Here is a 23,393-nt window from a genome sequence, read left to right on the forward strand (position 1 = left end):
AGGCTTCAACCTCTTTGTGATCGGCCCAAATGGCGCCCGCATGCAGGACGCCGTCAAATCCATGCTGACCGCAGAGGCGGCGGGCAGGCCCAGCCCCCCAGATTGGGTTTATGTCAACAATTTCGCCGATCAGGAGAAGCCGATCGCCATCGAACTTCCGGCTTCACGCGCGCCTGAGTTTCATGAGGCGATGCATAAACTGATCGACGACCTCAAGTCCGCCCTGCCTGCGGTATTCCAGAGCGAGGATTATCAGACGCGTCAGAGCGCCATCGATGAATCGTTTCACAAGCACCAGAGCGAAGGCTTTTCTGCCCTGCGCGACAAGGCGGCTGAAAAGAACATAGCCGTGCTGCGGACGCCACTTGGCTTTGCGCTGGCGCCCACCAAGGACGGTCAAGTCGTTCCGCCCGACGAGTTCAACGCCTGGCCAGAGGCCAAGCGACGCGAGGTGCAAACCGTCATCGAGGCGCTGGAAAAGGACCTCGAACATATCGTTCACCAGATTCCGCGCTGGGAGAAGCAACGGCGCGATGAAGCCCGTCAACTGGGCCGCGACACTGCGAAGTACGCCGTTGACCAACTGATCGAGGATACGAAGGATACCTTCAAGGATATCCCAAGAGTGGTGCAACATCTCGAGACAGTCCGCGCCGATCTGATCGAGAATTTCGACGTGTTCGTCGCCAGGGGCTCGGAAGGCGAACGTGAGACCCTCGAAATCAAAACCGGCGGCCCCTTCGATCGCTACGAGGTCAATGTCCTCGTCACCCAGGACGGCGCCAAACCGGTTCCGATAGTCGAGGAACTGCATCCCGCCCTTGGAAACCTGATCGGTCGTATTGAACACATTCCCTTGAACGGCGCTTTGCTGACCAACTTTCGCCTGATCAAGGCCGGCGCGATCCATCGCGCCAACGGCGGATATCTCTTGCTCGACGCCCGGAGCGTGCTGCTGGAGCCGTTCAGCTGGGCGGCGCTCAAGCGCACATTGCGACGAGGCGAGATCGCGATCGAAGATATCGGCCGTTTTCTGGGGCTCACCAGCACAGTATCCCTGCAACCTGATCCGATTCCGCTCAAGCTGAAGGTCATCCTGTTCGGCGAACGTATCCTCTATTTTCTGCTCGCCGCGCTTGATCCTGAAATGACCGAGCATTTCAAGGTGCTTGCCGACTTTGAAAACGATCTGCCGCGAACGCCCGAGAACGAGGCGATTCTTGCGCGGCTGTTGGCAACCCTTGCCCGCCGCGAAGGCCTGGCCGCGCTGGATCGCGATGCGGTCGCCCTCGTACTCGAACATGCCGCACGATCGGCTGAACATTCCGGCAAACTTTCGCTGATCGTAGAGCAGCTGCGGGAGCTATTGATAGAAGCGGACTATTGCGCGCGTGAAGCAAAGCGCAGCGTGATCTTGCGTAGCGATGTGGACAGCGCCCTGACGGCCCGCATCCGCCGTGCCGCGCGGCTGCGGGACCGAACCCAGGAGGCTATTCTTGAGAAGGTAGCGCTGATCGATAGCGTGGGAATGCATGTCGGCCAGATCAATGGCCTGAGCGTTACTGAGCTCGGCGGGTTTTCATTCGGGCGCCCTGCCCGTATCACCTGTCAGGTGAGACCCGGCAGCGGAAAGGTCGTCGATATCGAGCGCGAGGTGGAGCTTGGCGGGCCGCTCCACTCGAAGGGCGTCCTCATTCTTTCCGGATTCCTGGCGGGGCGATACGCGCTGGATACCCCGATGTCGCTGTTCGCCAGTCTGGTTTTCGAGCAGTCCTATGGCGGGATCGAGGGAGACAGTGCGTCGTCTGCCGAACTCTATGCGTTGCTGTCGGCGCTGGCGGACGTCCCGCTGCGACAGGACCTCGCGGTGACCGGATCGGTGAACCAGCACGGCGAGATCCAGGCCATCGGGGGCGTCAACGAGAAGATCGAGGGCTTCTTCGATATTTGCGAGAAGCGCGGGCTGACCGGCGCGCAAGGCGTGCTGATCCCGCAGGCGAACGTCCAACACCTGATGCTGCGCAAGGACGTCCTAGATGCCTGCGCAACCGGCCGCTTTGCCGTGTACCCCATCGCCACCCTCAACGAAGGGATAGCGCTCCTGACCGGGCTTGCCGCCGGCGAGCGCGGTCCGGACGGCACCTATCCGCTCGATAGCGTCAATCGGCGGGTTGAAGACCGGCTGCGGGCATTTGCCAGCGTCCGCAGGAGTTTCACCAATCAGAACAACGGCGGCGGAACACCTGCCAGCTAGCCATGCCGAAGGAAACTCACAGCTTCAAGCGGCTCGTGCTGGGACTTCAACCCGGCGCGCACGACGGCATGATGCAGTTGGCGGTCGAACTTGCCGAACTGCTTCATCTCGACCTGCTTGGACTGTTCCTCGAAGATAGCGGTCTGATCGACCTCGCCAGCATGCCTTTCTCGCGCGAGTTCAAACCGCTCGGCGGCGGCTGGCAGATGATCGACCCGGATCGCATGTTGCATGACTTCGAACTTGCCGCACGCGGCACCGAACGCAAGTTCCTGAGCGCGGCGAAACGTCTCCCCAGCGGATGCCAGTTCAAGGTCGCGCGGGGCTCGATTACGCAGACTTTCGCGTCGGTGTCGCGAAGCGACGACATCGTCATGATTGCCGAACCCAGGAGCCCTGCCGAGCGGGTTACCCAGCAGTTCGCTGGAATGATTGAAGGCGCTTTCCGGTCGGCGGCCGCCGTCATGCTGGTGCCGCCGCATATCGCGCGAACAAAGGGGCCCGTTGTCGCGATTACGGCATCTTCCGGGGACCCAAGCATTCTCGCAGCTGCCGCTATCGCGTTCGCGGCGAAGGAAGAGCTGATCATTATCGAGAATGACGGCCACGATGCGGAAGACCCGCGCATCAGCAAGCTCGCCGCTGAAACCGGCCTTGTCATCAGACGCATGGCTGCGCCCAGAGTCCGACTGGCCGATCCGGCGGCTTGCGCTCAAGCCTTCCACCAAATCACGGAGCGGTTGATTGTCATGACCCGCGGCGTCCTCGCCGAGGGAATGGCCTCGGCGATTTCAGCCGCGCGGCGAGTGCCCGTGCTGGTCATCGAGCCGCTGGATGAGCCAGATGAATCGATGCCGCCACCCGGCCGCTGAAGGCCCCGATCAGGACAGCCGGTGTTCAGTCTACTTCCTGACAAACCTATCGGCGGCAGCTTTCGCGAGAACCGCCGCCAATCATAAAGTGCCTGGAGAAATGAAGGTCGGAGCGGGTATGCTCGAACATACCCACCTAGGTGTATCCCGTTATAACTACTAAGCATTTACGCATTTTCAGTACCTTGTGGCCTACCGTCATCTGGTGGTCTAAAATTGTAGCGCATAGCTGGAAGTCTTGCTTTCGCGATCGGATTTATTCCTTGCTGACTTCGGCATACGAGCGGATGGATCGTTTCAGAAGATGGTGGGCAAACCTCAGGCTCACGCAGCGATTCGTCATCGCCGCCACGATCATCATGCTGCTGGGCATGATTTCCATCGGTCACTGGGTCAGCACCCGAATTACGATCGCCGTAACCGACAATACGGCCATCGCGGCGGCGCTTTATATGGAAGGCTCCGTCGGACCGTTGATTCAGGAATTGGCCAGCTCCGATTGGCTTTCAACGGAAGCACAAGGCAAGCTCGACGGTCTGTTAGAGCAGTCGTTCATTCGGGATCGCATTATTTCGATGAAAATCTGGCGGCTCGACGGCACGATCCTGTACAACCGCTGGAAGCAGATGATCGGAAAGCAATTCCCGGCTTCGGAAGCTTTCCGGGAAGCGCTGGCCGGCAAGGTATCGGCGCAATTCGAAAGCGCTCCCCACGAGGAGGATAACAACGAGCGCGCCGAAGCCAAGCCCTTGCTGGAAATCTACGCGCCAGTCCGATCGACCGACACGCGCCGCATCATTGCCGTGGCAGAGTTCTACGCCAATGGCGAGCAACTGAAATCAGACCTTCAGACGGCAACGATTTATTCCTGGCTCTTTGTCGGGACAGTCACCCTGCTCATGATCGGCGCGCTCTCGGGCATCGTGGCCGGCGCCAGCCGGACGATTGAGGATCAGCGGGCAAAGCTCGGGGATCAAGTGGTGGAATTGCGCGGCCTCTTGCGGCAGAACGAGAATCTGCGCAACCGCCTGCAGAGCTCCAACGAAACCGTCGCCGACATCAACGAGCGGTTCCTTCAGCGGATCGGCTCCGACCTTCACGATGGACCGGCGCAATTGCTGACCTACGCCATGATCCGCCTTCACAAGTTTGAATCAATCATTGAGAAATCCGGCGATTCCAAGGATCGCGAAGAGGTGGCGCGGATGCGGACCGCCCTCGGCGACACGTTGCGGGAAGTGCGTCAGATATCGTCGGGCCTCGCCTTGCCCGAGCTTGAACCGATATCGCTGGCGAATGTCATAATTCTGGCGATCGACGCCCACGAGGAGCATACCGGCACGACAGTCGAGCGAAGCATTTGCGAACTTCCGGACCATGCGCCGCAGGCCCTGAAAATCTGCGTGTTCCGGTTCATTCAGGAATCATTAACCAATGCCTACCGGCACGCGGATGGAAAAGGCCAACGGGTCGCCGTACAGGCGAACGACGATCTCAAGATCGTCGTTTCGGACACCGGATCGGGGTTCACGACGATTGAGAGCGGATCGAACAGGCTGGGCCTTTCCGGAATGCGCGCGCGGATCGAATCGATAGGGGGGACGCTTGAAATCGAGACGAACCCGGGCCGCGGAACGCGGTTGACGGCCATATTCAACTTGGCAATCCAGTGCTGACCGGTACACCGCAATGGCAAAAAAAATCAGAATTGCTTTGATCGACGACCACCCGTTGGTTCGGCGAGGCGTCGCTGAAACTTTGATGGAGGAGTCCGACTTCGATGTCGTCGCCGAAGGCACATCCGCCGAGGAGGCCGTCAAGATCGCGCGCGAGAAGAAGCCTGACGTCATGCTGCTCGACATCACTCTGCCGGGAGGCGGCGTCGAAGCCGCAAGGGACATCAGCCGGCTGCGAACCGATACGAAAGTGATCATGCTGACGGTCCGCGAGGATCAGGCAACGGTGCGAGGCGCGCTCGGCGCCAGCGCCGGCGCCCGCGGGTATATACTAAAGGGCATCGAAGGCCCGGACTTCGTGGCGGCCGTACGCAAGATCCTGGCCGGGGAGGATTATGTGTCGCCTGCGCTGGCGGCTCGATCGCTCGCCGAGGTCGCTCCGCTCTCCTCCCCGAGCGGCGGATCGGGTCGCGGCGGCCCCAAATCCCTGACCGAACTGGAATCCGAGATTCTTGCCCTGATCGGCGAAGGACGGAGCAACTCCGAGATCGCCGATCAGCTCGGTCTGACCGAAAACACGATCGAGCACTACATCACGCCCCTTCTGCAGAAACTCGGCGTTCGTAACCGGACAGAAGCCGCGATTTTGGCTAGCACCGGCGCCTCCTCGTCGCGCCGCTGAAGCCGGCCATCGACCTGCCCCTTCCTGCCGCCGAAGCGACGTCGCCGGCACGGTCAACATTAGCCAGCCCCCGCCAAGCTATAGACCTTGGACGGACGTTCGTCTGAGGCGCTTTCATGTGCAAGCGTTGGTGCTGCACCTCGACCGAACGCCTGGGCGCGCGGCGCAAGCAGAATGCCAACGATGTCGAAGGATGGCGCATGCTGGGCTGGTCCTACTTCCACGCCGGCCGTTTTGCCCGCGGAGCGCAGCGCCATGATGCAGGGAATGGTCGATGAGCTCGCCGACCGCCTCACGAAGAATCCGCGCGATGCCGCGGGCTGGATTCAACTGATCCGCTCGCGGATCGTCCTTGGCGAGCGCAATCTGGCCGAGCGGGTTTGAACGACGCGCTAACGGTTTTCAAGGACGACCCGCAACGCCGCGTCTTGGAAATGGCCTTAACGTTGGAAGTTTCCCCCAGGTGACATGCGCCTGAACCAACCGGCGTAAAGCTAACCGAAGTCGCGCACCGTGCGAACTGCAACGGCCACGAGCCGAAAGACCGCCCTCGGTCCGTACAGCCGCTGAAGCCTTCATAATTTCCTGCCGCTTTGGAAGCAGGCAACGATTCGCCGAAGGGGTTAAACTGCTGATCAATCGGGTAAAAATTGGTCGGAGCGAGAGGATTTGAACCTCCGACCCCTAGTCTCCCAGTGATGCCAAGGCCAACTCTTGGAAATTCTCATAAACTCTCAAAGCGTCCATTAAGCTATTGTATCTTAAGCGTTATGGTGTCTCAACAGCTCTCAGACATTCTCAAGTGCTCTGACCCAATCCAGCTCCGATGTTTCCAAAATGTTTCCAAATTCGCCTACCCATCTGCTAGGGACTAGGGCTCTAAGGCGAGGAAACAAATGAGACGCGGGCGAGAATTACTGACGGTCAAAGGGGTTGAGGCGGCCATCGCCAAGGTTATCAAGACGGGCGAGCGCGCCGAGCTGTCGGACGGTGGGGGGCTTGTCCTCCGATGTCCGCCCTCGGGCGCGGCCCGCTGGACCTATGCCTATCGGTCGAGAGCGGCAGGCGGGATGCGCCGGGTTACGCTCGGTGCCTACGGCGACGAGCCTCCGGCCTTGTCGCTCTCAGCTGCCCGGAAGGCCAGGGCTACAGAGGAAGCTCGGAACGCCAATGGCGAGGACCCGCACGTTGCCCATGCTCAGGAACGATCCCTGCACGCGCAGGCCGCCCTGATGTTTGGAACGCTCTGCGACCGCTACATTGAGCACGTAAAGGGCCGGGGCAAGCTGAGCTGGAAAACTGACGAAGGCTATCTGAAACGCCCCAAGGCAAAATTCGGCAGGCGCGCTGTCGGGTCCATCACAAAGCGGGAACTCATGGACTTTTTGGAGGGCCTTGCCCCCACCTCGAAGGCGAGCGCCAACCGCACCCAATCGACCCTGCGGACCATGTGGGGCTGGGCCGCCGAGCGCGACTATGTCCCCATGAACTTCCTAGCGGGCGTGAAGAAGGTCGGAGGCAAAGAGGCCGAGAAGAACCGGGTCCTGACAATGGACGAGCTGAAGGCGTTCTTTGCGGCTCTGGACGATAATGAAGCCAAGACGAGCGACCCTATCCGCCGCGCCCTGAAGCTCATCCTGTTGACGGCCCAGCGCCCCGGCGAAGTCGCGGGCATGATGCTTTCCGAACTTCACGATCTCGATGGCCCCGAGCCGCATTGGATCATCCCGGCCGTCCGTACCAAGAACAAGCTGGCTGAGCATACCGTCCCGCTGTCGCCGACGGCTGTGAGACTGATCGGCGAAGCGCTGGAAGCCGGAAAAGACGAAACTGACGGCAAGAACGATCAGGCCGTGTTTGCCAGCAAGTTTGACAACGTGGCCACGCTTGCCCGTCATTCGTTGAGTCAAGCGGTGCGCCGCGTTCTGGCTGATATGGACGGTGAAGTTAAACTCGCGGCCTTTACGCCGCATGACCTGCGGCGAACCGCTGCGACGCTAGTGCAGGCGGCACGTCTGCCGGTGGATTTTGTGAAAGCGCTTCTCAATCACCACGACAAAGGCGTGACCGGCGTCTATGCCCGTTGGCACATGTTCGAAGAGAAAAGCGAGGCCGTCAAGGCGATTGAAAAGGCGGTGGCACGTCTAATGATGTAACGGACGGCATGATCCGAGCGAGGGCCTCAGACTCTTTTTTCGGTTCTCATTGCCTCAACAAGTTCCATCGTCTCCACACTTACGCGCGTCACGCGCATCAGGAGGTCGATTACCCTCTCCTTGTGGTCCGCGAAGCGATACGAATTGAATTTCTCGCGGATGGTCGGGTCTTTCGGTGTCTTTTCTTTGTATTGATCGAGAACCCATTCCAGTGCTGAGCGGTTGCCGAGCCGGTAGGTCCACGCTTCGGGAGGAACACCGGTCAGTTGCGTCTCTGAGTCGAGCACGATGATGCCATTGTCCCTGTCAGCCCTCAGCGACGCCTTGGGCTGCAACCCGGCTTTTGTAGATTTTTCGTCGGGCACATCGACGCGCTTCAGCTTCCAAGGTTTCACGGCCTCATAGCCGGTGTGCAATGCCATCAGCTGCCTACCCCGCTCAGCCCATTTCCAGAAATCAGTATAGAACGGAATGCGCGGAAATTCGCGCGTCAGATTCTGCGCATACTTCTCGCGATAGATGGGATCGTAAAGCACCCCATACACGTATTGGAAAATAGAATCTTTCGTTATCGGCCGCTTGGCCAGTTCACCGACTTCATAATTGGAGCGAAACTGCGTCAGCGCCCAATCGGTAATGTTGTCGACCCGAGTACCGTCAGAGGCGAAACGGTAACGCGGCATCTGCTGAGAGCCCCCCGATGCCGGGCTTACAAAATTAAGGTCAGGTATACGGGAGACCGCCAAAGCGAAATAGGGTTTCCCGGTCGAATCTCCCATTACTGTGATCGCAATGTTTTTCACATTCCCTTTGGGCCAGACTTGCGCATTGAGATAGCTCATACCGTTAAAGTGCTTATCGCGATAAAAATACTCCGAATGAAAGGGGCGATACTCGGCGACACAGATCGAGTCCGCTTCATATTGCTTCGCTATTGAAGCACTCAGGTACTTCTGAAGCTCCCGATCCCACTTAATATCGGCATGTGCGACGTTTGCTGGATTTCGTCGGGAAGCCTCGTAAGTCTTTATTAGAAATTTGACTTTCTTTTCAAGATCGTCACGCCTGACATCGTAGACCCAGTCATCGCGCTGTGTCTTGACGCCGTTCGATACTAATCGAAAGATCGCCCTTTCCTGCGAGGGACTACGCGCCGACTTTGTCTCAGGATTTGTTGTTGGGAGAAGAGTGTCAAAATCGTTGTCAGTTTGGTTTATCCAGCCGCTCCTACTATCTGCTTGAATGTTCTCAAATTGTATCTGCTCGAAAGGAGTTGACTCAAGGTATGCGAATTTCTCGCTTCGCTTTGCTCTAATATCGCAGGGATGAATGTAGCCGATGCTGCAATTCCGCCCGGCGCTCTGCCGCTTTTTTACAAGAAACGTGATTGCAATCCCTACGGCAGCGGTCATTCCAAAAATTGTATTTTCTTCATTCAGGAAGATACCATCCTTGCCCGACAACACGCGTATGTCCCCGCCTAAATCTATGAGATAAGCGAACTGAAATTCCTCAGAGATGATTTTTCTAAAACCATCGAACGAACGCGCCTCAATAAAACTGCGATTTGTAACGAACGCGATGATGCCGTCATCCTGAAGTCGGTCCGAAGCCCATCTGAAGAACCGCGTGTACATATCATACACCGCAATTTTATTCTGCGCTTTGCTCTCCTTGATATAAGTTGCTGCTATCCGGCTATCTATTGCCTTATACGCGCGGTTTGCGTTGTTATTATTGTAATTTTCCTGCCAAGCATTGTAGGGCGGATTTCCTACGACGACGCTGATTTTCTTCTTGTTCTGGCGTTTGATGCGCGCAACGTTTTCCTCGCTGACGGAGCCGAACATTTCCTCCTGATGGCCTGAGAACTTTCCGAGACCCGCGACGTTATCCAGTGTGTCGACGAAGCATAGATTAGGAAATTCTGCGTACTGGCCAGTGATAGCGGCATAAGTTGCCTCGATGTTCAGGTTAGCGACATAATAGGGAAGGATAGCGACCTCGTTGGCGTGAAGCTCCTCCTTGTACTTCCAAGCTAGCTTTTGTTTTTGGCCGCGAAAGTGCTCCATCAGTTCGCAGATAAAGGTGCCTGTGCCAGTCGCAGGATCGAGAATCTCCACACCTTTGTCGATGAGATTTTTGCCGAAGTGCTTTTGACAAAGCCAGTCTGCGCTCTCGATCATAAATCTCACGATCTCATTCGGCGTGTAGACCACGCCGAGACGATCCGCCGCTTTTTTGTTGTAGACCTTGTAAAATCCCTCATAAATGACTTTGAGGAACGTCTGCTTTTCCGTGTGTGTCGCGATCTGGTGCGCGGTAGTACGGATCGCGTTGTAGTAGGGTTCAAGCCCCTTCAGGGTCGTCTTTTTTAGCGCACCAGTAAAGAACAAGCCCTCCAGCGCGTAGAGTTCCTTCGCAACGTTATTGTTGCGGTGAAAGTCGTCCTCGTCGAACACCTTGGAAAAGATTTCCTCGGTGAGGATGTGCTGGATCAACATCTCACGCACGTCATCGGCATTGACGGCGGGGTTGATCGTCTCTTGCGCATGCTTCAGGAATTTACTTGACCCCTTTCGAAAGGCCACGTTCTCGTTCTGCGCGTTCGCTATCATGGCGCGCAGGTCTTCGAGCACGTGTGGCAAATCGGCCTGAAACTGAACAACCGCCTTGCGGAAATCTGCTACCTCGGGACGCTCGTACTTGAAGAACAAATCAAGCAGGTGTTTCAGCTTCTCAGTGTCTTCTACCGGACAGCGCGTCACCTCATTGCCATATTGCATTAGGACGGCTGTTTGACTGTCCTCAAAGATTATGTTGTCGCGCGGGTAGCCTCGGCGGAGCTTGGCGGCAATCTCCTTATCCAGATTGTCTTCTTCATCCTTGGCTTCCCAGTAGCCGAAGGGGATGCGGAGGTCGTAGACCAGTGCGCCATCAACGATGCGGCGATTGCCGTCTTGCTTGGGCAGTTCGTATTGGGGGATAAAGATAAGGTCGTGAGACTTAGCGTATCCTTTCAGCAAATCCTTGAAAGCTTCGCTGACTACCCCTTCGCGCCCCGTGCCGGACGCTCTACGCAAGTCTGACAATTCATTGAGATATTGCTGAATAAAAACTTGGTTCATTTGGATTTTGCTTCCCCGGCACCAACGGGAAAGGTAGCGCGATTCACCAGTCGGGCACAACCTGCGCTGATCGTCCTGACGCGATCAGTGCGGTGATCAGATGATCAAAACAGGCCGCCGCCTGTCGCACCACGACGACGTGCTTCCACCGTGCGCTCTTCGCAAACTTCCCTCCACATTTCGTAAGTCTCACCGACCATCTGGTCGAGTTCTTCGAATGTGAAAAGTTCAACCCCTGTATCCGAGAAAAGAACAGGTATTCGCGGCCCTTTCTCAGAAAGGGCGAACTGCACAATTGCTAGCGAGACATCAGCAAAGTCAGGATCAGCAGCTCGAATGCGCTCGTGCATCATCGAGAAAACGAAGCGACGCCCCTGTGCGGTCAGTCGCTTTGCGCGTCGAGGGTCCAAGAATGGAATAGTGGCGCGCTCGTCGACGGTCAAAATAACGGGCTGCCAGAAGACGACTTTCGTGCCAATTCCCAATTGGAGCGGAAAGATATCATGACGACGCCCGACAATTGCTTTCTCGCTCACGAAGTTAAAAAGCCCCTCTGCGACGCGCAAATTGGCCTGCTCTTCTACGTCGCTATGAGATCGCTTCCGAATCGTGGTCTGAATCTTTTCCCAGGGCGTGCGAGGCATTGGGCCAATTAGATCTGATTGAACGTTCAGAACGTCTGAAATTGTGCCTCGTACCGGGCTATAAGAGTAAGGAGGATGCCCCATTCGCATCTGCTCTAGCGCACGCCTCTTCTCATCTCTGGGAAGCGGAGCAATTCGGGCAAGATCGATTTCAGGCAAAGGGCGTATCTTCACTGGGCTCTCCGGCGGAGGGGTGGTTCCTAATCGAAACCTTGTGATGCTTGAACCGCTCCCGAATCACGTCGTCGGGAATACGCATCCCCAATGCCATGGACGTTCTCCCTTTGTCCACCACGAAGTGCCAAGGCGCGCCGTTCGCGTGCGAGATATCCACTAGTCTGCCGGGGGTCATCCGCCCGTACGACTGCACGATCCGACTTATGTGTTGAATAATCTCAGGGTCTGAAGGCGGCGCAATGGGTTCGCGCGTCCCTTTGACCACGTTCAACCGTGCAGCACGAAAGCTAATCGGTTCAGCGCCCGCGACCTTAAAAGCCTGGTACGCCGTCGGATGTACAGGTCCGTACTCCCAAGCTTCAAAATAGCCTGAAACTAACGGGCGCTTTTGCTCGATTAGGAATAGCGCATGCGCAAAGTACAAAAGTTTCTGGAGCGCCAAATTAGTCAAGCGCTGTCCGATGCGCTCGCTCTCATCGAGCATCAAATTCGCAATGCCGCGAGGATCATAGGATTCATTCGTTGGCATTGAGTTCACGTTTTCGCTGCACGCTGTGAGAATCTGCGCGACGGTTATACCTTGACTCGTCGAGAACATAATGAGAACATACAGTCTCGCCGTCAACCACGGAATTGCCAAAGGTGTTTCGAAGCTCCCGCGCCCAATCCACAATCGGACGCGGACCAATTGGACGCAGCAGCTGATCAGGCAATCGCAGCTTGCGGCGGTGACGCGCGAAGCTGTGAAGGCGCTGTTGAATTGTACGGCAGGGCGGCGTCACCATTTCAGCACGAACGAACCGCACGCCTTTCGGAGCATGCGGTTCCGCAGTTCGTATTCCTCGCCGTCAGATACCGCCGTGAACTACCACGGGTTCAATCTGCTCGGGGCATTCCCTTTGCCACTCGAAAAACCCCTCAAGACTGTAAGGCTTTTCGACTGCGGGATCACCCGGCAACTCGCCTGCTATCATCAACACGAATGTACCGTCCGCCTTTCGGTACATCCCGTCTTGCAGTTTGAACTCTTCATGCGTAGCCGGATGAATGTCGTAATAGTGGCGCGTCGCTATTAGCTGCATCGTCCCGTTGCTCCCTCGCAAATCGTTGAGCGGGGCAACTTGCTGCCGCACACAGATTGTGTCAAGCGTGACAATTCAAAAAGCGACTGCGGCACAGCCACTTCTTTGATTCGAAGTGAGATTACAAAACTTACAAGCCTGACAGAACCTTAGCCTCCGCGTACCTGCCCAACAGTTCACGCGCTCGCGTTTTGCCCAGGCATCGTTCTAAGAACATCGACCCGCAGTACTTCACCAACGTTTTGACCGCGACGCGCGGAATGTACGTTTTGCTCGAAGCCGCCCAGGCAAGCGCCGGAAGGATCGTGTCAGGCAACGAGTCGATGAGCACCAACGTCGACAGGCTGTCCTGACAGTTGCGCAGGCGCATTAGTGCAGGAATGAGCACGTCAAGCGGGGCCTCATAGCTCGCGCCCTGCCGGGGCGAGTAGTGGATACGATCAGGTAATCCTTGCATCACTATAGGTCCACCGTTCGCACGCCGTCCGGTTTGGCCCGGCCGAGCTGCACGCAATCGCAGGCGATCATCGAAACGGCGTCAGAGCGGATATCGGTGATCTCGAAGGTTTCATTGGAGCAAAGCCGGGTGATCCAGAACTTTTGCTGAAGCGCAAAGGGTAACGCGCCGAGCGCAAACTCGAAACGCGGTGCACGCGTCGATATGCGCGGACTGTCGCCCTTGCGGCCCATAACCTGCGTCTTGTGCGGCGCTAGATAGACCGCCTGCGCGATCACGGCGCGTTCGTATTGCGGAACGGCTGGGAAGTTCGGGGCGGGCGTGTTGGTGGGCGTCACGCGAACGCTTTCGCCCATGGTGTCGGCGATGGCTTGCGAAACTTCCTGCATGCCAGCGCGCCAGTTATCGGACCCAGGGAAAAGGGTCATCGGTTGTATCTCCAAATTTGTTGATGGTGAGCGCAGCGCGATCAGCCCTGTGAGACTGATCGCCTGCGCGACTGTTCGTTACTGCGTGCCTGTCAGCGCGCCTTGGCTAGGTTTGGTGCCGTTGTCGCCGGGGCCTTGCATGCTGGTGCCAAGTCGCCCATTGAGCGACATGTTCGCAACGTTCTCGGCGCGCTTGATGAGACCTTCAAAATAAGCCGTCGGCTTCACTTCGAGCTGAAGCATCTGGTGCACTTCCGCTTGGCCGGTGATCGTGCCGGTGACTTCCGCCAGCCGACCAGCGCCGAAACCCTGCGATGCAGGGATAGCGCCCCACGAGGCAGACTCTTGCCAGCCAGAACCGGGAGCGCCGAGCACGGTGCCGCCCAGGTTGCGGCTCGTGTCACGCCCCAGCGTGATGCGATTGACCGCACTGGAACGATTGCCCCATGCGGGTCCGAACGCGAAGCGCCGCCGACGGGCGATGTCTTCGGGGCTCCCGTCCGCGATGCCATCGTCCCCGTTGGCCCATTGATCCACGTAAGGCCACGCGACCTCGGCGGCCGTCATGCCAGCAATCAGACCAAGCGGCCCAGCGGCTACAGCGCCAAGCGCGCCCGCCCCTGCACGCCAGCCGAGCGCCTTCGCGGCGTTGCCTGCCGGGCCGGGGACTGCACCCGCCACGCCCGCGACCCCGCCACGTGCCGCAAGCGTGGTGAGCGCAGCCGACGCGGCGTTGGCGGACACAACGAGGGAACGCAGAGACAGCGCGAAAGCGACCATTGCGCCCCCGCCTGCCGTGACTGTCGCCACGCCTGCGAAGATGCCAACCGCCTTTTGAACCTCAGGGCTGAGAGTGCTAAACGCCGCCGTGAGGCTTGTCGCCCCCGAAACGACGGAAGTTATCCAGCCTTCGTTCGCCTGCACCATCGTATTCTTGGCAGACTGGAACGTAGCGGTTAGAGCGTCGACGGCCGCAGGTAGACCTTTCCCCAGCTCGTCAGAGATTTGCTGCGCGAAGCCTGCGTTGTGGGCTTGATCGTCCTTGGCTTTAAAATAGTACTCCGACGCGTTGACCAATGCATTACCGCGTGCGCCCTGCTTATCGCCCAAGAACTGTTGCATCAGCATGGGGTTGTTCGCCGCGATGATGCGGTCTAGCAACGCCCCGCCCTTGATGCCGGTCTTGGTGGTGTCGTAGTATTCGTTCGCCGATCTGACGATATGCTTCCGGTCGGTTTCGCTCAGCTCGCCGCCGTGCTTTTCACGCGCCTTGATGACAGCTTCGGCGAAAGTGCCGCGATCTCCAAGAATTTTCTCGCCGTTGTCTTCGAGGTCTTTATTGAATGCCGCGATGACTGATTGGCTGAGGCCCTTACCGAACCCGCGTTTAAGCTTGTCGCTCAGGCCTTCGCCGGTGATCGGGCCGTGGTCCGCATAGTCGTCCAGGTTGATCCCGACTTGCGCCGCCATCTCCCGGCCTTTCCGGGTCGGTGCCATCATGCGCGCGTAGAACTGACGAGCGAACACGCCAGCTTCCGAACCGGGGATACCGCCGCGCCGGAGCGCCATGCCCATTGCGATTGACTGCTCAGGCGACACGCCGACAGAATGAGCCGCCGCCGCGCTGAACTTGTAGTACTCGCGCACGTCTTCGTGCGTCATGTTCGACTTTTTGGTCGCTACAGCCGCAATGTCGTTAAGGCGCTTGCCTTCCCGCATGGCGTCGCCGACGGAGTCTGCATGAATGCCGAACTGGCTAATCATGGTCTCCATCAATTCGGCGTTGTCCGCCGCGTTAACGCCCATCGCCCGCGCGCCGATAGCCGTCGACTTGGTGAGCGCGACGTTCGTGCCCGCTTTGTATCCGAGCAAACCGAACTTCTCTTGCGCCTTCTGCGTCGCTTCGACGGTGGAGCCCAGCGCGGTCGCCAGCTCCCGCTGTTGCTTCCTGAGCAGCTCCATATCGGGACCGCTATAAGACGAGCGGGCCGCGATTTCGCGGTCCTTTCGCAAGTAAGGCAGGGCGTCCTTTACGGCGTCGATACCGCCGTGAGCAACCCGCAAGGCCCCGTAGCCCAACATGGTGCCAGCGATTGCTTTGTGAGCCGCGTGGATTTGGTGAAGCACGCCAACGTGCTTCTGCGCGGCGGCGGTCGCGGCGTTCATGCCCGCGACGTAGCGGCCGGTTGTATTCGTTCCGTCGAAAACGTCTTTGGCGAGACGCTCCGCTTGCTTCAGCGTGGCTATCAGCTCTTTGAGCTTTGGTGACGCGAGGTCATTCGCGCTGATAGTTGCTGTTACGCTCGGATTAGACATAGCGTCTATGATCCTTTGTTCTTTTCGCGGAAGCTATCGAGGTCCGAGAACATGTCCGCAAATTTTAGAAGTCGAGACAGCCGCATGGCCTTCACTTCCTGCCAGAGAAGGCCACGGTCGCTGATCAGTGCTGCGATCAGGCGACGGGCTGCTCGGAAGGGTCCTTATCGGGGACAACTCCCAGGATGATGTTCGCGATTTCCTGCCGGAGGCGATAGAAGTCGCCAACGGACAACTCGGCCAATATCAGTTCGTCAACGCCCGACATCTCTGATGCGTATTGACTCACGGCCGGGTTGTTGAACACGTATTCGAGCTGGTCGTCGCGATCCTTCATCGGCCGGATTTGGAACGGGTCGGCGAACTTAACGGCCAACCTTGCTTTCGGCTCTTTGAGCTTCAGCTCGGTGAGTTCCCCGTCGTGCGTCTGGAGCGGCGCGGAGAGTTTGAAGGTGTGGGTAACGGGTGCCATGGTGGCAGTCCTCAGTTAGCGAACGATTTTGGAAGTGTCGACGCCGAGCTGAGCGAAGACGTTGGCGAGCGGCAAGCCGGTCTGGTCGTGCACTTGCAGCGCGTAACGCAGCTTTTTTGCTTCATCGCCGACGCGATGGGCTTGGCCGGTTTCAAGCGCATTCAGCCGCAGCTCCGCGAGCCGTTTCAACTTCGCGGGTTCGATGCCGGTAAGCGTAGGCGCTCCGGTTGTGGGCGTTTGTCGCTGAGCGGCGTACCCCCTGCCCTCGTTGAATGACGCCATGCTGGCTGCAAGCTCGGCTTTCCGCGCGGCGCGCGGGTCTTCGTTGGTCTTGGTCACTTTGGGTGCCTTCGGTGGTTCGGATGTTTCGAGGGGAAGCCCGCGCAGAAATGCGCGCGCGTCGTCGACGGATAGAGTTTGAGGTGAATGCTTCACCACTAACTCAACGGTCGCATCGTCGCGGCCTTTCGCTTCTGGTGAATTGAAGATTGCCGAACGCCAAGCCCGGATGGCCGGTGAGCTGACAGGCGCTACGCTCGGCGCGCCCGGAGTGGAGACGCCACTGCGCCGGTCCTCCAACTCGCGCAAGAGACGCTTCCCATCCTCGGCGTACATGCTCAGGTCCATGGTTGACACCTCGATGTCTAGTTTGGTGTTGCTCATATGAGCCCCCGATTTCGATGTGAGTAGTGATGCGAACCGACGACGCGCGCGGCTCGCGCTTGCCCGCCTCCCGGCGAACATAGAAGCTCCAAGCGACGTACTTCCGCTTTCAACATCGCGGCGTCACCTCGCTGGAACTCGATCCACTGATCGTTATTGCGGACTACAGCTTTGGCCTGCCCGGCCATGAGCTGATAGAGCGCGGCGCGCAATGCGCCGAGCATTGCGCAAGGGTCGTCTACCATCGGAGTGACCCCCGACGGTGTGCAGTTGCTCGTCATGTCATTGATCCTTATCGCTCTCTTCCGCGACAGCGTTTGCCACCTCGTAGGCCAGAACCGCCTTCGGCGTGGGGTAAACAAATCCAGCGGCTTCGATCTGCTTCTTTTCGGAAGCCCGATCCACCAAGTGTGATTCGAAATCCTTCCCGTTCTCTCCGAGAATTTCGGAATACGTCGCTAGGCCGTGCTCCAAGCGGAGTACGTCACTCTGCGTTTGCTTGTACACGTCGGCGACGGGCTTGGCAGAACCTCGCCACAGACTAGCGCTGTAGGCTTCTGCGGCCTCCAAGAACGTCGGAGCCCCAGTGGGAAGTTCGATTCGTTGGGTCTCGAACATCTCCTCCAGCCACGCCACAAACACCGCGCGATATAGAGGCTCCGCGATGGCTGAACGCCTGCGAAGATTGATCCGCCAAGGCAACTCGTTCGCCAGCCGAGAAGCTGAGAAGCTGGTCTTGGAAAAGTCTCCGGACAAATCTTCAGCACTGGACCCTGCGCTTTTTGCAGCGGTACGCGAAAGGGCTGCGTTAAACGCTTCGAAGGTGCCGTTGGGTGCTTCGGATTTCGTAAGTTTCAAAGAATCGCCAGGGTGCAAGTGTGCGACGGTCCCGGGACTCATGGATATTTTTGGCGCGCCGGAGTAAAACTCACCTCGGGTTTTGACGATATCCGCTATCGACGCTCCGTTAAATGCGCCGAGAGCCTCTCCCGTGTTGACCCCGCCGAGCGCCGCTGCGTTGGGCAAATCCGACTCTACGGTCGCTGCAAGCATTGTGCCGATTAAAGCTGCCGCCAACCCGTACTCGGTTAAAATTGCCTTGGCCCGTGCGCTGGTTAGGCTTGCGATCAGAGGACTAACGCCTCTCACCTGTCCCGGCATCAGGTAGTCAAAAATGTGCACCGCAAGGGGACGCCCCCAGCTCGTGCGAGATGCCACGTACAAAGCCTGCGGCGCGCTATTGATGCTGCCGAGCACAGGCCTACGAATCCAGTAGCCTTGCACCCTCCCGTTTCCGTCAAACTGCACACCGTTCAAGATCGACGCGCCGTTGTCGCCCGTTCGGGTTATGCTCTGGTCAAGCTGTCGGCTGTCGAGCAGTGATAGCTTCGTTCTGGTCCGAGCGCCCGAAACGGGTAACGTATTCAGAACTGCAACAATCTCTCCGGTAACCAACCAGCTCTTGAAGGCCGCAGTGATGAGTTGCGGTAACGTGTGCCGCCCGGCCGCGTCACACTCAACAGGGTTCGCTGACCACGACAACCATGCGCGCTCAATCTTGCCTGCCAGCTCGCGCGCGGTTTCGGGCGTGATGCCGAGCGCCGTGTGATCCGGGCGCGACGAGAGCGTGAGTCCGTTCCCAATTGAGTAAACTGCAAACTGTTCAACGAGGCTAGCAATTGTGGGGTCGCTTGTGAGCATGTCTGCCGTCACGGCAGCCGCAACGGAACGCTCTCGGCTGACTTCCGATCCGGGCGCGTATCCAAAGTAACCGCCCGAGACAATTGGCGCAGAGTAGCTCGCCCAGGTCAGGCTAGGCATATCTCCGCTCGTGCTGTCTCGGAACCCCATCTGCGCGCTGGACGTGCCGTCTATCGGCGCAAGCGCGCTGTCAGACTGAGAGACTGAGCGTCCAACGTCCCGGGCCGGTTCGCTTATCGGCGACACGGCAAGTTCGTCCGGCGAGATACCCCGCCGAAACCAATCTGCAAATCCCATCTGCGTTAGCCCTTGCTCGGCTTGGTGTAGCCCCGCGCCGAGTTGAAGCTCGCCACGTTCTCTCTGATCTCTTGTAGGCGCGCCGCCTTCGGATCGGGCGCGCTGAAGTCCGCCGTAGCCGCACTCATGTTCACTACGGTTTCGCGGTCCAACGCGGCGAGATACGGATTGGCGGCTGGCGCTTTCGCAAGCAGGCCCCGAGCCGTGTCAACATCGAGCGACGTTCGGAGCGCCAACTCGGTCGCCATTGCGGGGTTACGCTTGCCTTCAGCCGATTCCAGGATGGCCGAGACACGCAGGCGCTCGCTCAGTACGGCGGCGTTGATGTCCCCTGCTACGGGTTTAGTGGTCATGTCTTAGAGACTCCTCAGTTGTTGTGAGCGGCGTGCAGTCGCGCAGCCAGCTCTTTGATGGATTGTTCCGGCTTGGCCGGAGCGTTGATTATTCGTCGGTCGACAAGCCCCGCGACTGCATGTCCATAAGTGCAGGCATCCAGGACCTCGTTCCGTTGAACGATTTTCTTAAATCGGTAGCGGGGAAAACCGTGCACGTACGTGGTTTCGAGCGCTTCAGAGGCGAGTCCCGTGTAGAACTCGTCGGGCAAGTGGTCCGGCACGTGGATGAATCCGGGACCATACTCAAGCCTGCGCATCCGGCTGTAGAGGGACGCTTTCACGCTGTCGACGCCGACAAGATACAAGCCGAGCCGCTTTTTCAGCCTGCCGCCCCTGTCAATGAACGGCCGATTGAAACCCGCAACGCCCTTCACCGCGACGACGCGCCGTTGCTTGCCGATTTGACTGAACACGAAGTCAATCACGGCGTCCGGCCGGTGCCCGCTGTCGACCGCCGTCACAGCGACCGGCAGCTTTCGGCCATCTTCGAGCGGAAATGATTGGCCAATCAGTTCGGCCAATTGTCCCCACACTGCTTTCGAAAAAGTGTCACCATCGAGCCTGTGATGATTCAGAATGGTAGTTATTTCGTTCGCATGGTGCCCAATGAATTGAACCTCCAACCAGGAGTCCTGCACGTCCACGCCAGCGGTGACGAACTGGATATCGCGAGAGTACGGGGACTTGATCGGTTCGGATCGCTCCCGGAGTTCTAGTGAACTCATGGAATATTCGATTGACGAGTCGAACGGTTCGGCAAGCACCACGTTGTAGAAGACCTGTTTGGCTTCCGCTGTAGTCGCCGCCTCCCACTTCCGGGCCACACTCTCAAGCGAAATGTGTTCGGACCCCAGCGCTGGCATTTGGTAACTTCGAATGCCCTTCTCGCCCACGGCCGTGGCGATCCATTTGCCGGTCGCAAGCATCTTCAGGCGGGACGTTTCGGAGTGAACAACCCCACACGCCCCGCACGTGAGCGCCGCCGTCTCCGGCTTGCCTTTCTCATAGTGAAGCTGCTCGAAGGTGATCGGCGCGCTGTGCTTGCAGTGGGGGCATTCGATAAAGAATTTTCTCTTATCCCCCCGTTCGTACCAGGACGCGATGCGGCTTTGTAGTGTCGTCGGCGTGCTTACCAAGACGATCTTTCGGCCGGACAGTACAAAACGCTCCGTTCGCTGAGCGGCCAACAGGACCGGGTCGCCCTCTTTTCCTGCACTGGGATTGAACCGATCTATTTCGTCCATCCAGACGCAGCGCACGCTGCGGGCCGCCAGCTCGCTCGGCTGATAGCTCGAAACAAAATCCAAAGAGCCGCCGCTGAAACTTTTGGCGGTCAGAGAATTTGTCCCGCCGCTGTGCCCTTTCCTCGTGTCGGGTCCGCGCCCAACGATCTTGCGAAGCATCGGCGACGCCGCTATGAGCGGATCAATTCGCGTTCTCACGAGCTTCTCGGCCGACTTACTGTCGGGACTTACATGCAGAAACGGCCCCGGTAGTGTCGCAATCATCGAAAGCATTTGCGAGTCGACCGCCAAACTCTTCCCTATCTGGCTGGCGAGCATCAGCACGATATAGGTCACACCGTCGTCGACGATGGAGTCAACAATCTCCTTTTGAAATGTGCTGAGGACTAGCCTTCCCGGAATTGCATTTGAACTGGCGGGCAATCGAAGTTCAGCTTGCACGAAATCCGACGGCAGGATGATCGGCGGCGGCGCAAACGCTCGCAGCGCGACCTGCGCCAAGTCGCCGTCAATCACGACAGAGCGTCCTCTTCTCTTTGCGTAAAGAACGCCACGTCATCCGCGAGGTCCTCTAGAATACGGCGCATCTCTGTCTCTATCGTGCGCGCGATTTGCTTCGGGTCATTCAAGCCAACAAGTTTCGGCGCGCATCGAACGCCCAGGGCGAGGCAAGCCGTGCGAGCACTCGCGATGACCGCAGTAACGGTGTCAGTTACATCGGCCCGGTCGATTAGCTTGCCTTCCGCCTTGGCATTCTCCAATTCGAGCTTTCGAGCGCGCATCTGTTCTGCGCGGGCACGCGCTTCGGCGAGCGTGTTCGTTGCTGTAGTCGTACTGCCCTCGCCTCGCCCGTTCGCGGCGTGTCCCGCAACGCGCGCCGGGTCGGCGTTCGCGTTCACGATCTCGACGGCCTTGGCGAAATCAGCCTCGCAAGACTGCTCGCTCATGGCGGCTGTCGCGAGCGCCCTGCGGATCGTGGCTTGATCCAGGCCCGTTTCGTCCGCAAGTCGGCGAATTACGCCCTTTGATCTGCCCATGCGTGTTCTCTGCTATTGAAAAGTCGATTGTTTTTAGGAAAAAGCACGAAGGTGCCACCCGCTGAGGTGTGCGCGGGTGCCGCTTAGGACCCATTGAATCTGCTATGCGAGTGTCCGCACGTCGATTTGACGCCCGTGAATGGGGCGCGCGCCACGCCACACCCCTAATGCCGCGCGGCGCGCTAGTGTCGGCGCGGAACTGAGACACGCCGCACGTTCCGTTAACTCAGTCGCCCGCAGTGTCAGGCGTGTGCGGCCCGAGGCCCTCAGCGACCAATTGCTTACCGATCTCGACGCTGAGGCGTGTGTTCAACTCGCGGTTCGCAACGTCTTTCCACTTCGTCTGCGGGGGTGCACCTTCTTGGCCGAGCGCGGTGCCAGGATGCTCAGCGTAGATCGTCTTAATCGGGAAGCGTTTGCTGCCGGTTCGGTAGGCAACAAACTCGTTGCCGTTCTTGGTCACTGCGAACGCCCGCTTGACTCTCAACGAAGCCGAACCGCCGCCGCCGAGCCTATGTGTTCGAGCCACCAAACCCTGCCCCATCGTGATCTTAGCGCCTGCGACGTTGCGGATGCCGATACGCATCTTCGTCACGGTCCAACGTGCGGCAAGATCACCGGCTTTCGTGGTGACAACCTTGGGCGTCGCGGCCCTGATCTTGGCCTTACTCACGCCGATGTCGTCGGCGATAGCCTGGATAGTTTGCTTGCGGGCCTGACGTGCCGACTGATCAACAGCGCGACGTAAGGCGTTACGCAAGCCACGGGCAGAAAGTTCCTCTGCCCATTTCGTCATCTTGCTCGTATCGAGCTTGACGGTCAGCATGTTGTGATCTTCCCAATTTGTAAGTTGTTCAAGTCTGCGAGCGATGCTAACAGCGCCGCCTCGTTAGAATTGAATGGAGCTGTTGAGCGTGCCTGCCAAGAAGAAGAGACCCGCTCGTCGTGAGTGGACTGCAAGCGATGTGAAGACCCTACGGAAACACTCGAAGGCCAAGACGCCCATCGAAAAGATTTCCAAAGAGACCAAGCGCACCATCGGTGCATTGCGCGTGAAAGCGTCTCAGCTTGGTATTGGCCTAGGCCATCAGCGCTAACGCCAATCGAGATGGTACGGCTAGGATCGCGCCATCTCACCCGGCCGCTTGCTCTTCAAGCCTAAAGCGCAACGTGGCGGCAACCTCGCCGACCCATGGGCGTTCGGTCGTGACGCCTAATTGGATTGCGAGGTCGGGAAAGCCGCATTCGCGTTTATCCCCGCTCAGCGAGGTCAACCAAGTAATCAGCGGCGTGGAGCCGATACGCGCGGGTAGCGGGCGGCCTTGCGTGAAGTCGCTGGCAAGCCGGTGCAGTGTTGACGCGTTAGACATTGTCGGAAGCCTTCGTCGCGGCCTGCTCGGCTTTCACATAGTCGACCGCCTCGTTAAGCAGGCCGGTGGCGTAGTTGACGGCGTGCGCTGTGTAATCGTGCGGAGCCGCGAGCACGGCGGATGCGAACGCGTAAACGATGTCAGTGAATCGTGCTACGGCTTCGCGCTTCGTCGCCTGAACGCGGCGCGCCGTCACCGGCTGCGATTGTCTTTCGGCAGCCCGATCCCAACCCGCGCAGAGTTGGCGGTAGAGCGCGCCTTCGTTCGCTTGCGCGTCGCGAACCTGCCGCAGCAACGTGCGCTCCCAGGGCGGCAAATCGCTAATCGTCGGTGTCATTGGTG

Annotated in this window: 21 protein-coding genes; 6 read left to right on the forward strand and 15 right to left on the reverse strand. The window is 58.5% G+C overall.

What is annotated here, in order from left to right:
- Nucleotides 1-40: 40 nt before the first annotated feature.
- From Q0D31_RS01400 to Q0D31_RS01420, 5 genes are all read left to right on the forward strand, one after another.
- On the forward strand, nucleotides 41-2,254 hold the full coding sequence (locus Q0D31_RS01400) for an AAA family ATPase (protein WP_366518488.1): 2,214 nt from the start codon (nucleotides 41-43) through the stop codon (nucleotides 2,252-2,254).
- A 68-nt stretch (nucleotides 2,255-2,322) separates the two neighbouring features.
- Nucleotides 2,323-3,126: a hypothetical protein gene (locus tag Q0D31_RS01405; RefSeq protein ID WP_291842896.1), complete on the forward strand. Its 804-nt coding sequence runs from the start codon at nucleotides 2,323-2,325 to the stop codon at nucleotides 3,124-3,126.
- Nucleotides 3,127-3,389: 263 nt separating this feature from the next.
- Nucleotides 3,390-4,802 carry a sensor histidine kinase gene (locus Q0D31_RS01410; protein WP_291842905.1) on the forward strand — a complete coding sequence of 471 codons (1,413 nt, stop codon included), beginning with the start codon at nucleotides 3,390-3,392 and terminating at the stop codon, nucleotides 4,800-4,802.
- A 13-nt stretch (nucleotides 4,803-4,815) separates the two neighbouring features.
- Nucleotides 4,816-5,484 (forward strand): response regulator transcription factor, encoded by a 669-nt coding sequence (locus Q0D31_RS01415; RefSeq protein WP_291842913.1) that lies wholly within the window; start codon nucleotides 4,816-4,818, stop codon nucleotides 5,482-5,484.
- An 896-nt stretch (nucleotides 5,485-6,380) separates the two neighbouring features.
- Complete coding sequence (locus Q0D31_RS01420; protein ID WP_291842936.1) at nucleotides 6,381-7,640, forward strand: site-specific integrase; 1,260 nt, start codon at nucleotides 6,381-6,383, stop codon at nucleotides 7,638-7,640.
- Between the two features lie 26 nt (nucleotides 7,641-7,666).
- Here the strand turns inward: Q0D31_RS01420 and Q0D31_RS01425 are convergent, their stop codons facing one another.
- The 13 genes from Q0D31_RS01425 to Q0D31_RS01485 all read right to left on the reverse strand — a co-directional run bounded on the left by Q0D31_RS01425 (nucleotide 7,667) and on the right by Q0D31_RS01485 (nucleotide 22,507).
- Nucleotides 7,667-10,768 carry a type ISP restriction/modification enzyme gene (locus Q0D31_RS01425; protein WP_291842944.1) on the reverse strand — a complete coding sequence of 1,034 codons (3,102 nt, stop codon included), beginning with the start codon at nucleotides 10,766-10,768 and terminating at the stop codon, nucleotides 7,667-7,669.
- Nucleotides 10,769-10,872: 104 nt separating this feature from the next.
- Nucleotides 10,873-11,412: a hypothetical protein gene (locus Q0D31_RS01430; protein ID WP_291842951.1), complete on the reverse strand. Its 540-nt coding sequence runs from the start codon at nucleotides 11,410-11,412 to the stop codon at nucleotides 10,873-10,875.
- 151 nt (nucleotides 11,413-11,563) lie between these two features.
- Nucleotides 11,564-12,118 (reverse strand): Panacea domain-containing protein, encoded by a 555-nt coding sequence (locus Q0D31_RS01435; protein ID WP_291842958.1) that lies wholly within the window; start codon nucleotides 12,116-12,118, stop codon nucleotides 11,564-11,566.
- 319 nt (nucleotides 12,119-12,437) lie between these two features.
- Nucleotides 12,438-12,671 carry a hypothetical protein gene (locus tag Q0D31_RS01440; RefSeq protein ID WP_291842965.1) on the reverse strand — a complete coding sequence of 78 codons (234 nt, stop codon included), beginning with the start codon at nucleotides 12,669-12,671 and terminating at the stop codon, nucleotides 12,438-12,440.
- A gap of 459 nt (nucleotides 12,672-13,130) precedes the next feature.
- The gene (locus tag Q0D31_RS01445; protein ID WP_291842975.1) at nucleotides 13,131-13,556 is read right to left on the reverse strand and encodes a hypothetical protein; all 426 of its coding nucleotides are present in this window, start codon (nucleotides 13,554-13,556) and stop codon (nucleotides 13,131-13,133) included.
- A 78-nt stretch (nucleotides 13,557-13,634) separates the two neighbouring features.
- Complete coding sequence (locus Q0D31_RS01450; protein WP_291842984.1) at nucleotides 13,635-15,872, reverse strand: phage tail tape measure protein; 2,238 nt, start codon at nucleotides 15,870-15,872, stop codon at nucleotides 13,635-13,637.
- A gap of 136 nt (nucleotides 15,873-16,008) precedes the next feature.
- Nucleotides 16,009-16,344, reverse strand: a complete 336-nt coding sequence (locus Q0D31_RS01455; RefSeq protein ID WP_291842992.1) for a phage tail assembly protein — start codon at nucleotides 16,342-16,344, stop codon at nucleotides 16,009-16,011.
- Between the two features lie 15 nt (nucleotides 16,345-16,359).
- Nucleotides 16,360-17,007, reverse strand: coding sequence for a hypothetical protein (locus Q0D31_RS01460; protein WP_291843000.1), 648 nt, complete (start codon nucleotides 17,005-17,007; stop codon nucleotides 16,360-16,362).
- A gap of 282 nt (nucleotides 17,008-17,289) precedes the next feature.
- Entirely contained in the window at nucleotides 17,290-18,828 is a 1,539-nt protein-coding gene (locus Q0D31_RS01465; RefSeq protein ID WP_291843008.1) for a phage portal protein, read from the reverse strand.
- A 182-nt stretch (nucleotides 18,829-19,010) separates the two neighbouring features.
- Nucleotides 19,011-19,358, reverse strand: a complete 348-nt coding sequence (locus Q0D31_RS01470) for a hypothetical protein (RefSeq protein ID WP_291843017.1) — start codon at nucleotides 19,356-19,358, stop codon at nucleotides 19,011-19,013.
- A 14-nt stretch (nucleotides 19,359-19,372) separates the two neighbouring features.
- Complete coding sequence (locus tag Q0D31_RS01475) at nucleotides 19,373-21,160, reverse strand: terminase gpA endonuclease subunit (protein ID WP_291843031.1); 1,788 nt, start codon at nucleotides 21,158-21,160, stop codon at nucleotides 19,373-19,375.
- Nucleotides 21,157-21,681 (reverse strand): hypothetical protein, encoded by a 525-nt coding sequence (locus Q0D31_RS01480; protein WP_291843040.1) that lies wholly within the window; start codon nucleotides 21,679-21,681, stop codon nucleotides 21,157-21,159. Before Q0D31_RS01480 ends, Q0D31_RS01475 begins: the two co-directional genes overlap by 4 nt.
- Nucleotides 21,682-21,907: 226 nt before the next feature.
- On the reverse strand, nucleotides 21,908-22,507 hold the full coding sequence (locus Q0D31_RS01485; RefSeq protein ID WP_291843050.1) for a hypothetical protein: 600 nt from the start codon (nucleotides 22,505-22,507) through the stop codon (nucleotides 21,908-21,910).
- A 73-nt stretch (nucleotides 22,508-22,580) separates the two neighbouring features.
- Here Q0D31_RS01485 and Q0D31_RS01490 point away from each other — a divergent pair, with 73 nt between their 5' ends.
- The gene (locus Q0D31_RS01490) at nucleotides 22,581-22,778 is read left to right on the forward strand and encodes a hypothetical protein (RefSeq protein WP_291843063.1); all 198 of its coding nucleotides are present in this window, start codon (nucleotides 22,581-22,583) and stop codon (nucleotides 22,776-22,778) included.
- Between the two features lie 36 nt (nucleotides 22,779-22,814).
- On the opposite strand, the gene Q0D31_RS01495 is transcribed toward Q0D31_RS01490, so the two are convergent.
- Both Q0D31_RS01495 and Q0D31_RS01500 read right to left on the reverse strand, forming a co-directional pair.
- Nucleotides 22,815-23,051 (reverse strand): hypothetical protein, encoded by a 237-nt coding sequence (locus Q0D31_RS01495; RefSeq protein ID WP_291843077.1) that lies wholly within the window; start codon nucleotides 23,049-23,051, stop codon nucleotides 22,815-22,817.
- Entirely contained in the window at nucleotides 23,044-23,388 is a 345-nt protein-coding gene (locus tag Q0D31_RS01500; protein WP_291843093.1) for a hypothetical protein, read from the reverse strand. Before Q0D31_RS01500 ends, Q0D31_RS01495 begins: the two co-directional genes overlap by 8 nt.
- Nucleotides 23,389-23,393 lie beyond the last annotated feature (5 nt).

Source organism: Bradyrhizobium sp., from assembly GCF_022844465.1.
Taxonomy (GTDB): domain Bacteria; phylum Pseudomonadota; class Alphaproteobacteria; order Rhizobiales; family Xanthobacteraceae; genus Bradyrhizobium.

What these genes read in the sequence shown, in the direction of transcription:
- Q0D31_RS01400 (WP_366518488.1), top strand. Translation starts at nt 41, where the DNA reads ATGCAGGACGCCGTCAAATCCATGCTGACCGCAGAGGCGGCGGGCAGG.
- Q0D31_RS01405 (WP_291842896.1), top strand. Translation starts at nt 2,323, where the DNA reads ATGATGCAGTTGGCGGTCGAACTTGCCGAACTGCTTCATCTCGACCTG.
- Q0D31_RS01415 (WP_291842913.1), top strand. Translation starts at nt 4,816, where the DNA reads ATGGCAAAAAAAATCAGAATTGCTTTGATCGACGACCACCCGTTGGTT.
- Q0D31_RS01420 (WP_291842936.1), top strand. Translation starts at nt 6,381, where the DNA reads ATGAGACGCGGGCGAGAATTACTGACGGTCAAAGGGGTTGAGGCGGCC.
- Q0D31_RS01425 (WP_291842944.1), bottom strand. Translation starts at nt 10,768, where the DNA reads ATGAACCAAGTTTTTATTCAGCAATATCTCAATGAATTGTCAGACTTG.
- Q0D31_RS01430 (WP_291842951.1), bottom strand. Translation starts at nt 11,412, where the DNA reads ATGCCTCGCACGCCCTGGGAAAAGATTCAGACCACGATTCGGAAGCGA.
- Q0D31_RS01435 (WP_291842958.1), bottom strand. Translation starts at nt 12,118, where the DNA reads ATGCCAACGAATGAATCCTATGATCCTCGCGGCATTGCGAATTTGATG.
- Q0D31_RS01440 (WP_291842965.1), bottom strand. Translation starts at nt 12,671, where the DNA reads ATGCAGCTAATAGCGACGCGCCACTATTACGACATTCATCCGGCTACG.
- Q0D31_RS01445 (WP_291842975.1), bottom strand. Translation starts at nt 13,556, where the DNA reads ATGACCCTTTTCCCTGGGTCCGATAACTGGCGCGCTGGCATGCAGGAA.
- Q0D31_RS01450 (WP_291842984.1), bottom strand. Translation starts at nt 15,872, where the DNA reads ATGTCTAATCCGAGCGTAACAGCAACTATCAGCGCGAATGACCTCGCG.
- Q0D31_RS01455 (WP_291842992.1), bottom strand. Translation starts at nt 16,344, where the DNA reads ATGGCACCCGTTACCCACACCTTCAAACTCTCCGCGCCGCTCCAGACG.
- Q0D31_RS01460 (WP_291843000.1), bottom strand. Translation starts at nt 17,007, where the DNA reads ATGAGCAACACCAAACTAGACATCGAGGTGTCAACCATGGACCTGAGC.
- Q0D31_RS01465 (WP_291843008.1), bottom strand. Translation starts at nt 18,828, where the DNA reads ATGCCTAGCCTGACCTGGGCGAGCTACTCTGCGCCAATTGTCTCGGGC.
- Q0D31_RS01470 (WP_291843017.1), bottom strand. Translation starts at nt 19,358, where the DNA reads ATGACCACTAAACCCGTAGCAGGGGACATCAACGCCGCCGTACTGAGC.
- Q0D31_RS01480 (WP_291843040.1), bottom strand. Translation starts at nt 21,681, where the DNA reads ATGGGCAGATCAAAGGGCGTAATTCGCCGACTTGCGGACGAAACGGGC.
- Q0D31_RS01485 (WP_291843050.1), bottom strand. Translation starts at nt 22,507, where the DNA reads ATGCTGACCGTCAAGCTCGATACGAGCAAGATGACGAAATGGGCAGAG.
- Q0D31_RS01490 (WP_291843063.1), top strand. Translation starts at nt 22,581, where the DNA reads ATGGAGCTGTTGAGCGTGCCTGCCAAGAAGAAGAGACCCGCTCGTCGT.
- Q0D31_RS01495 (WP_291843077.1), bottom strand. Translation starts at nt 23,051, where the DNA reads ATGTCTAACGCGTCAACACTGCACCGGCTTGCCAGCGACTTCACGCAA.
- Q0D31_RS01500 (WP_291843093.1), bottom strand. Translation starts at nt 23,388, where the DNA reads ATGACACCGACGATTAGCGATTTGCCGCCCTGGGAGCGCACGTTGCTG.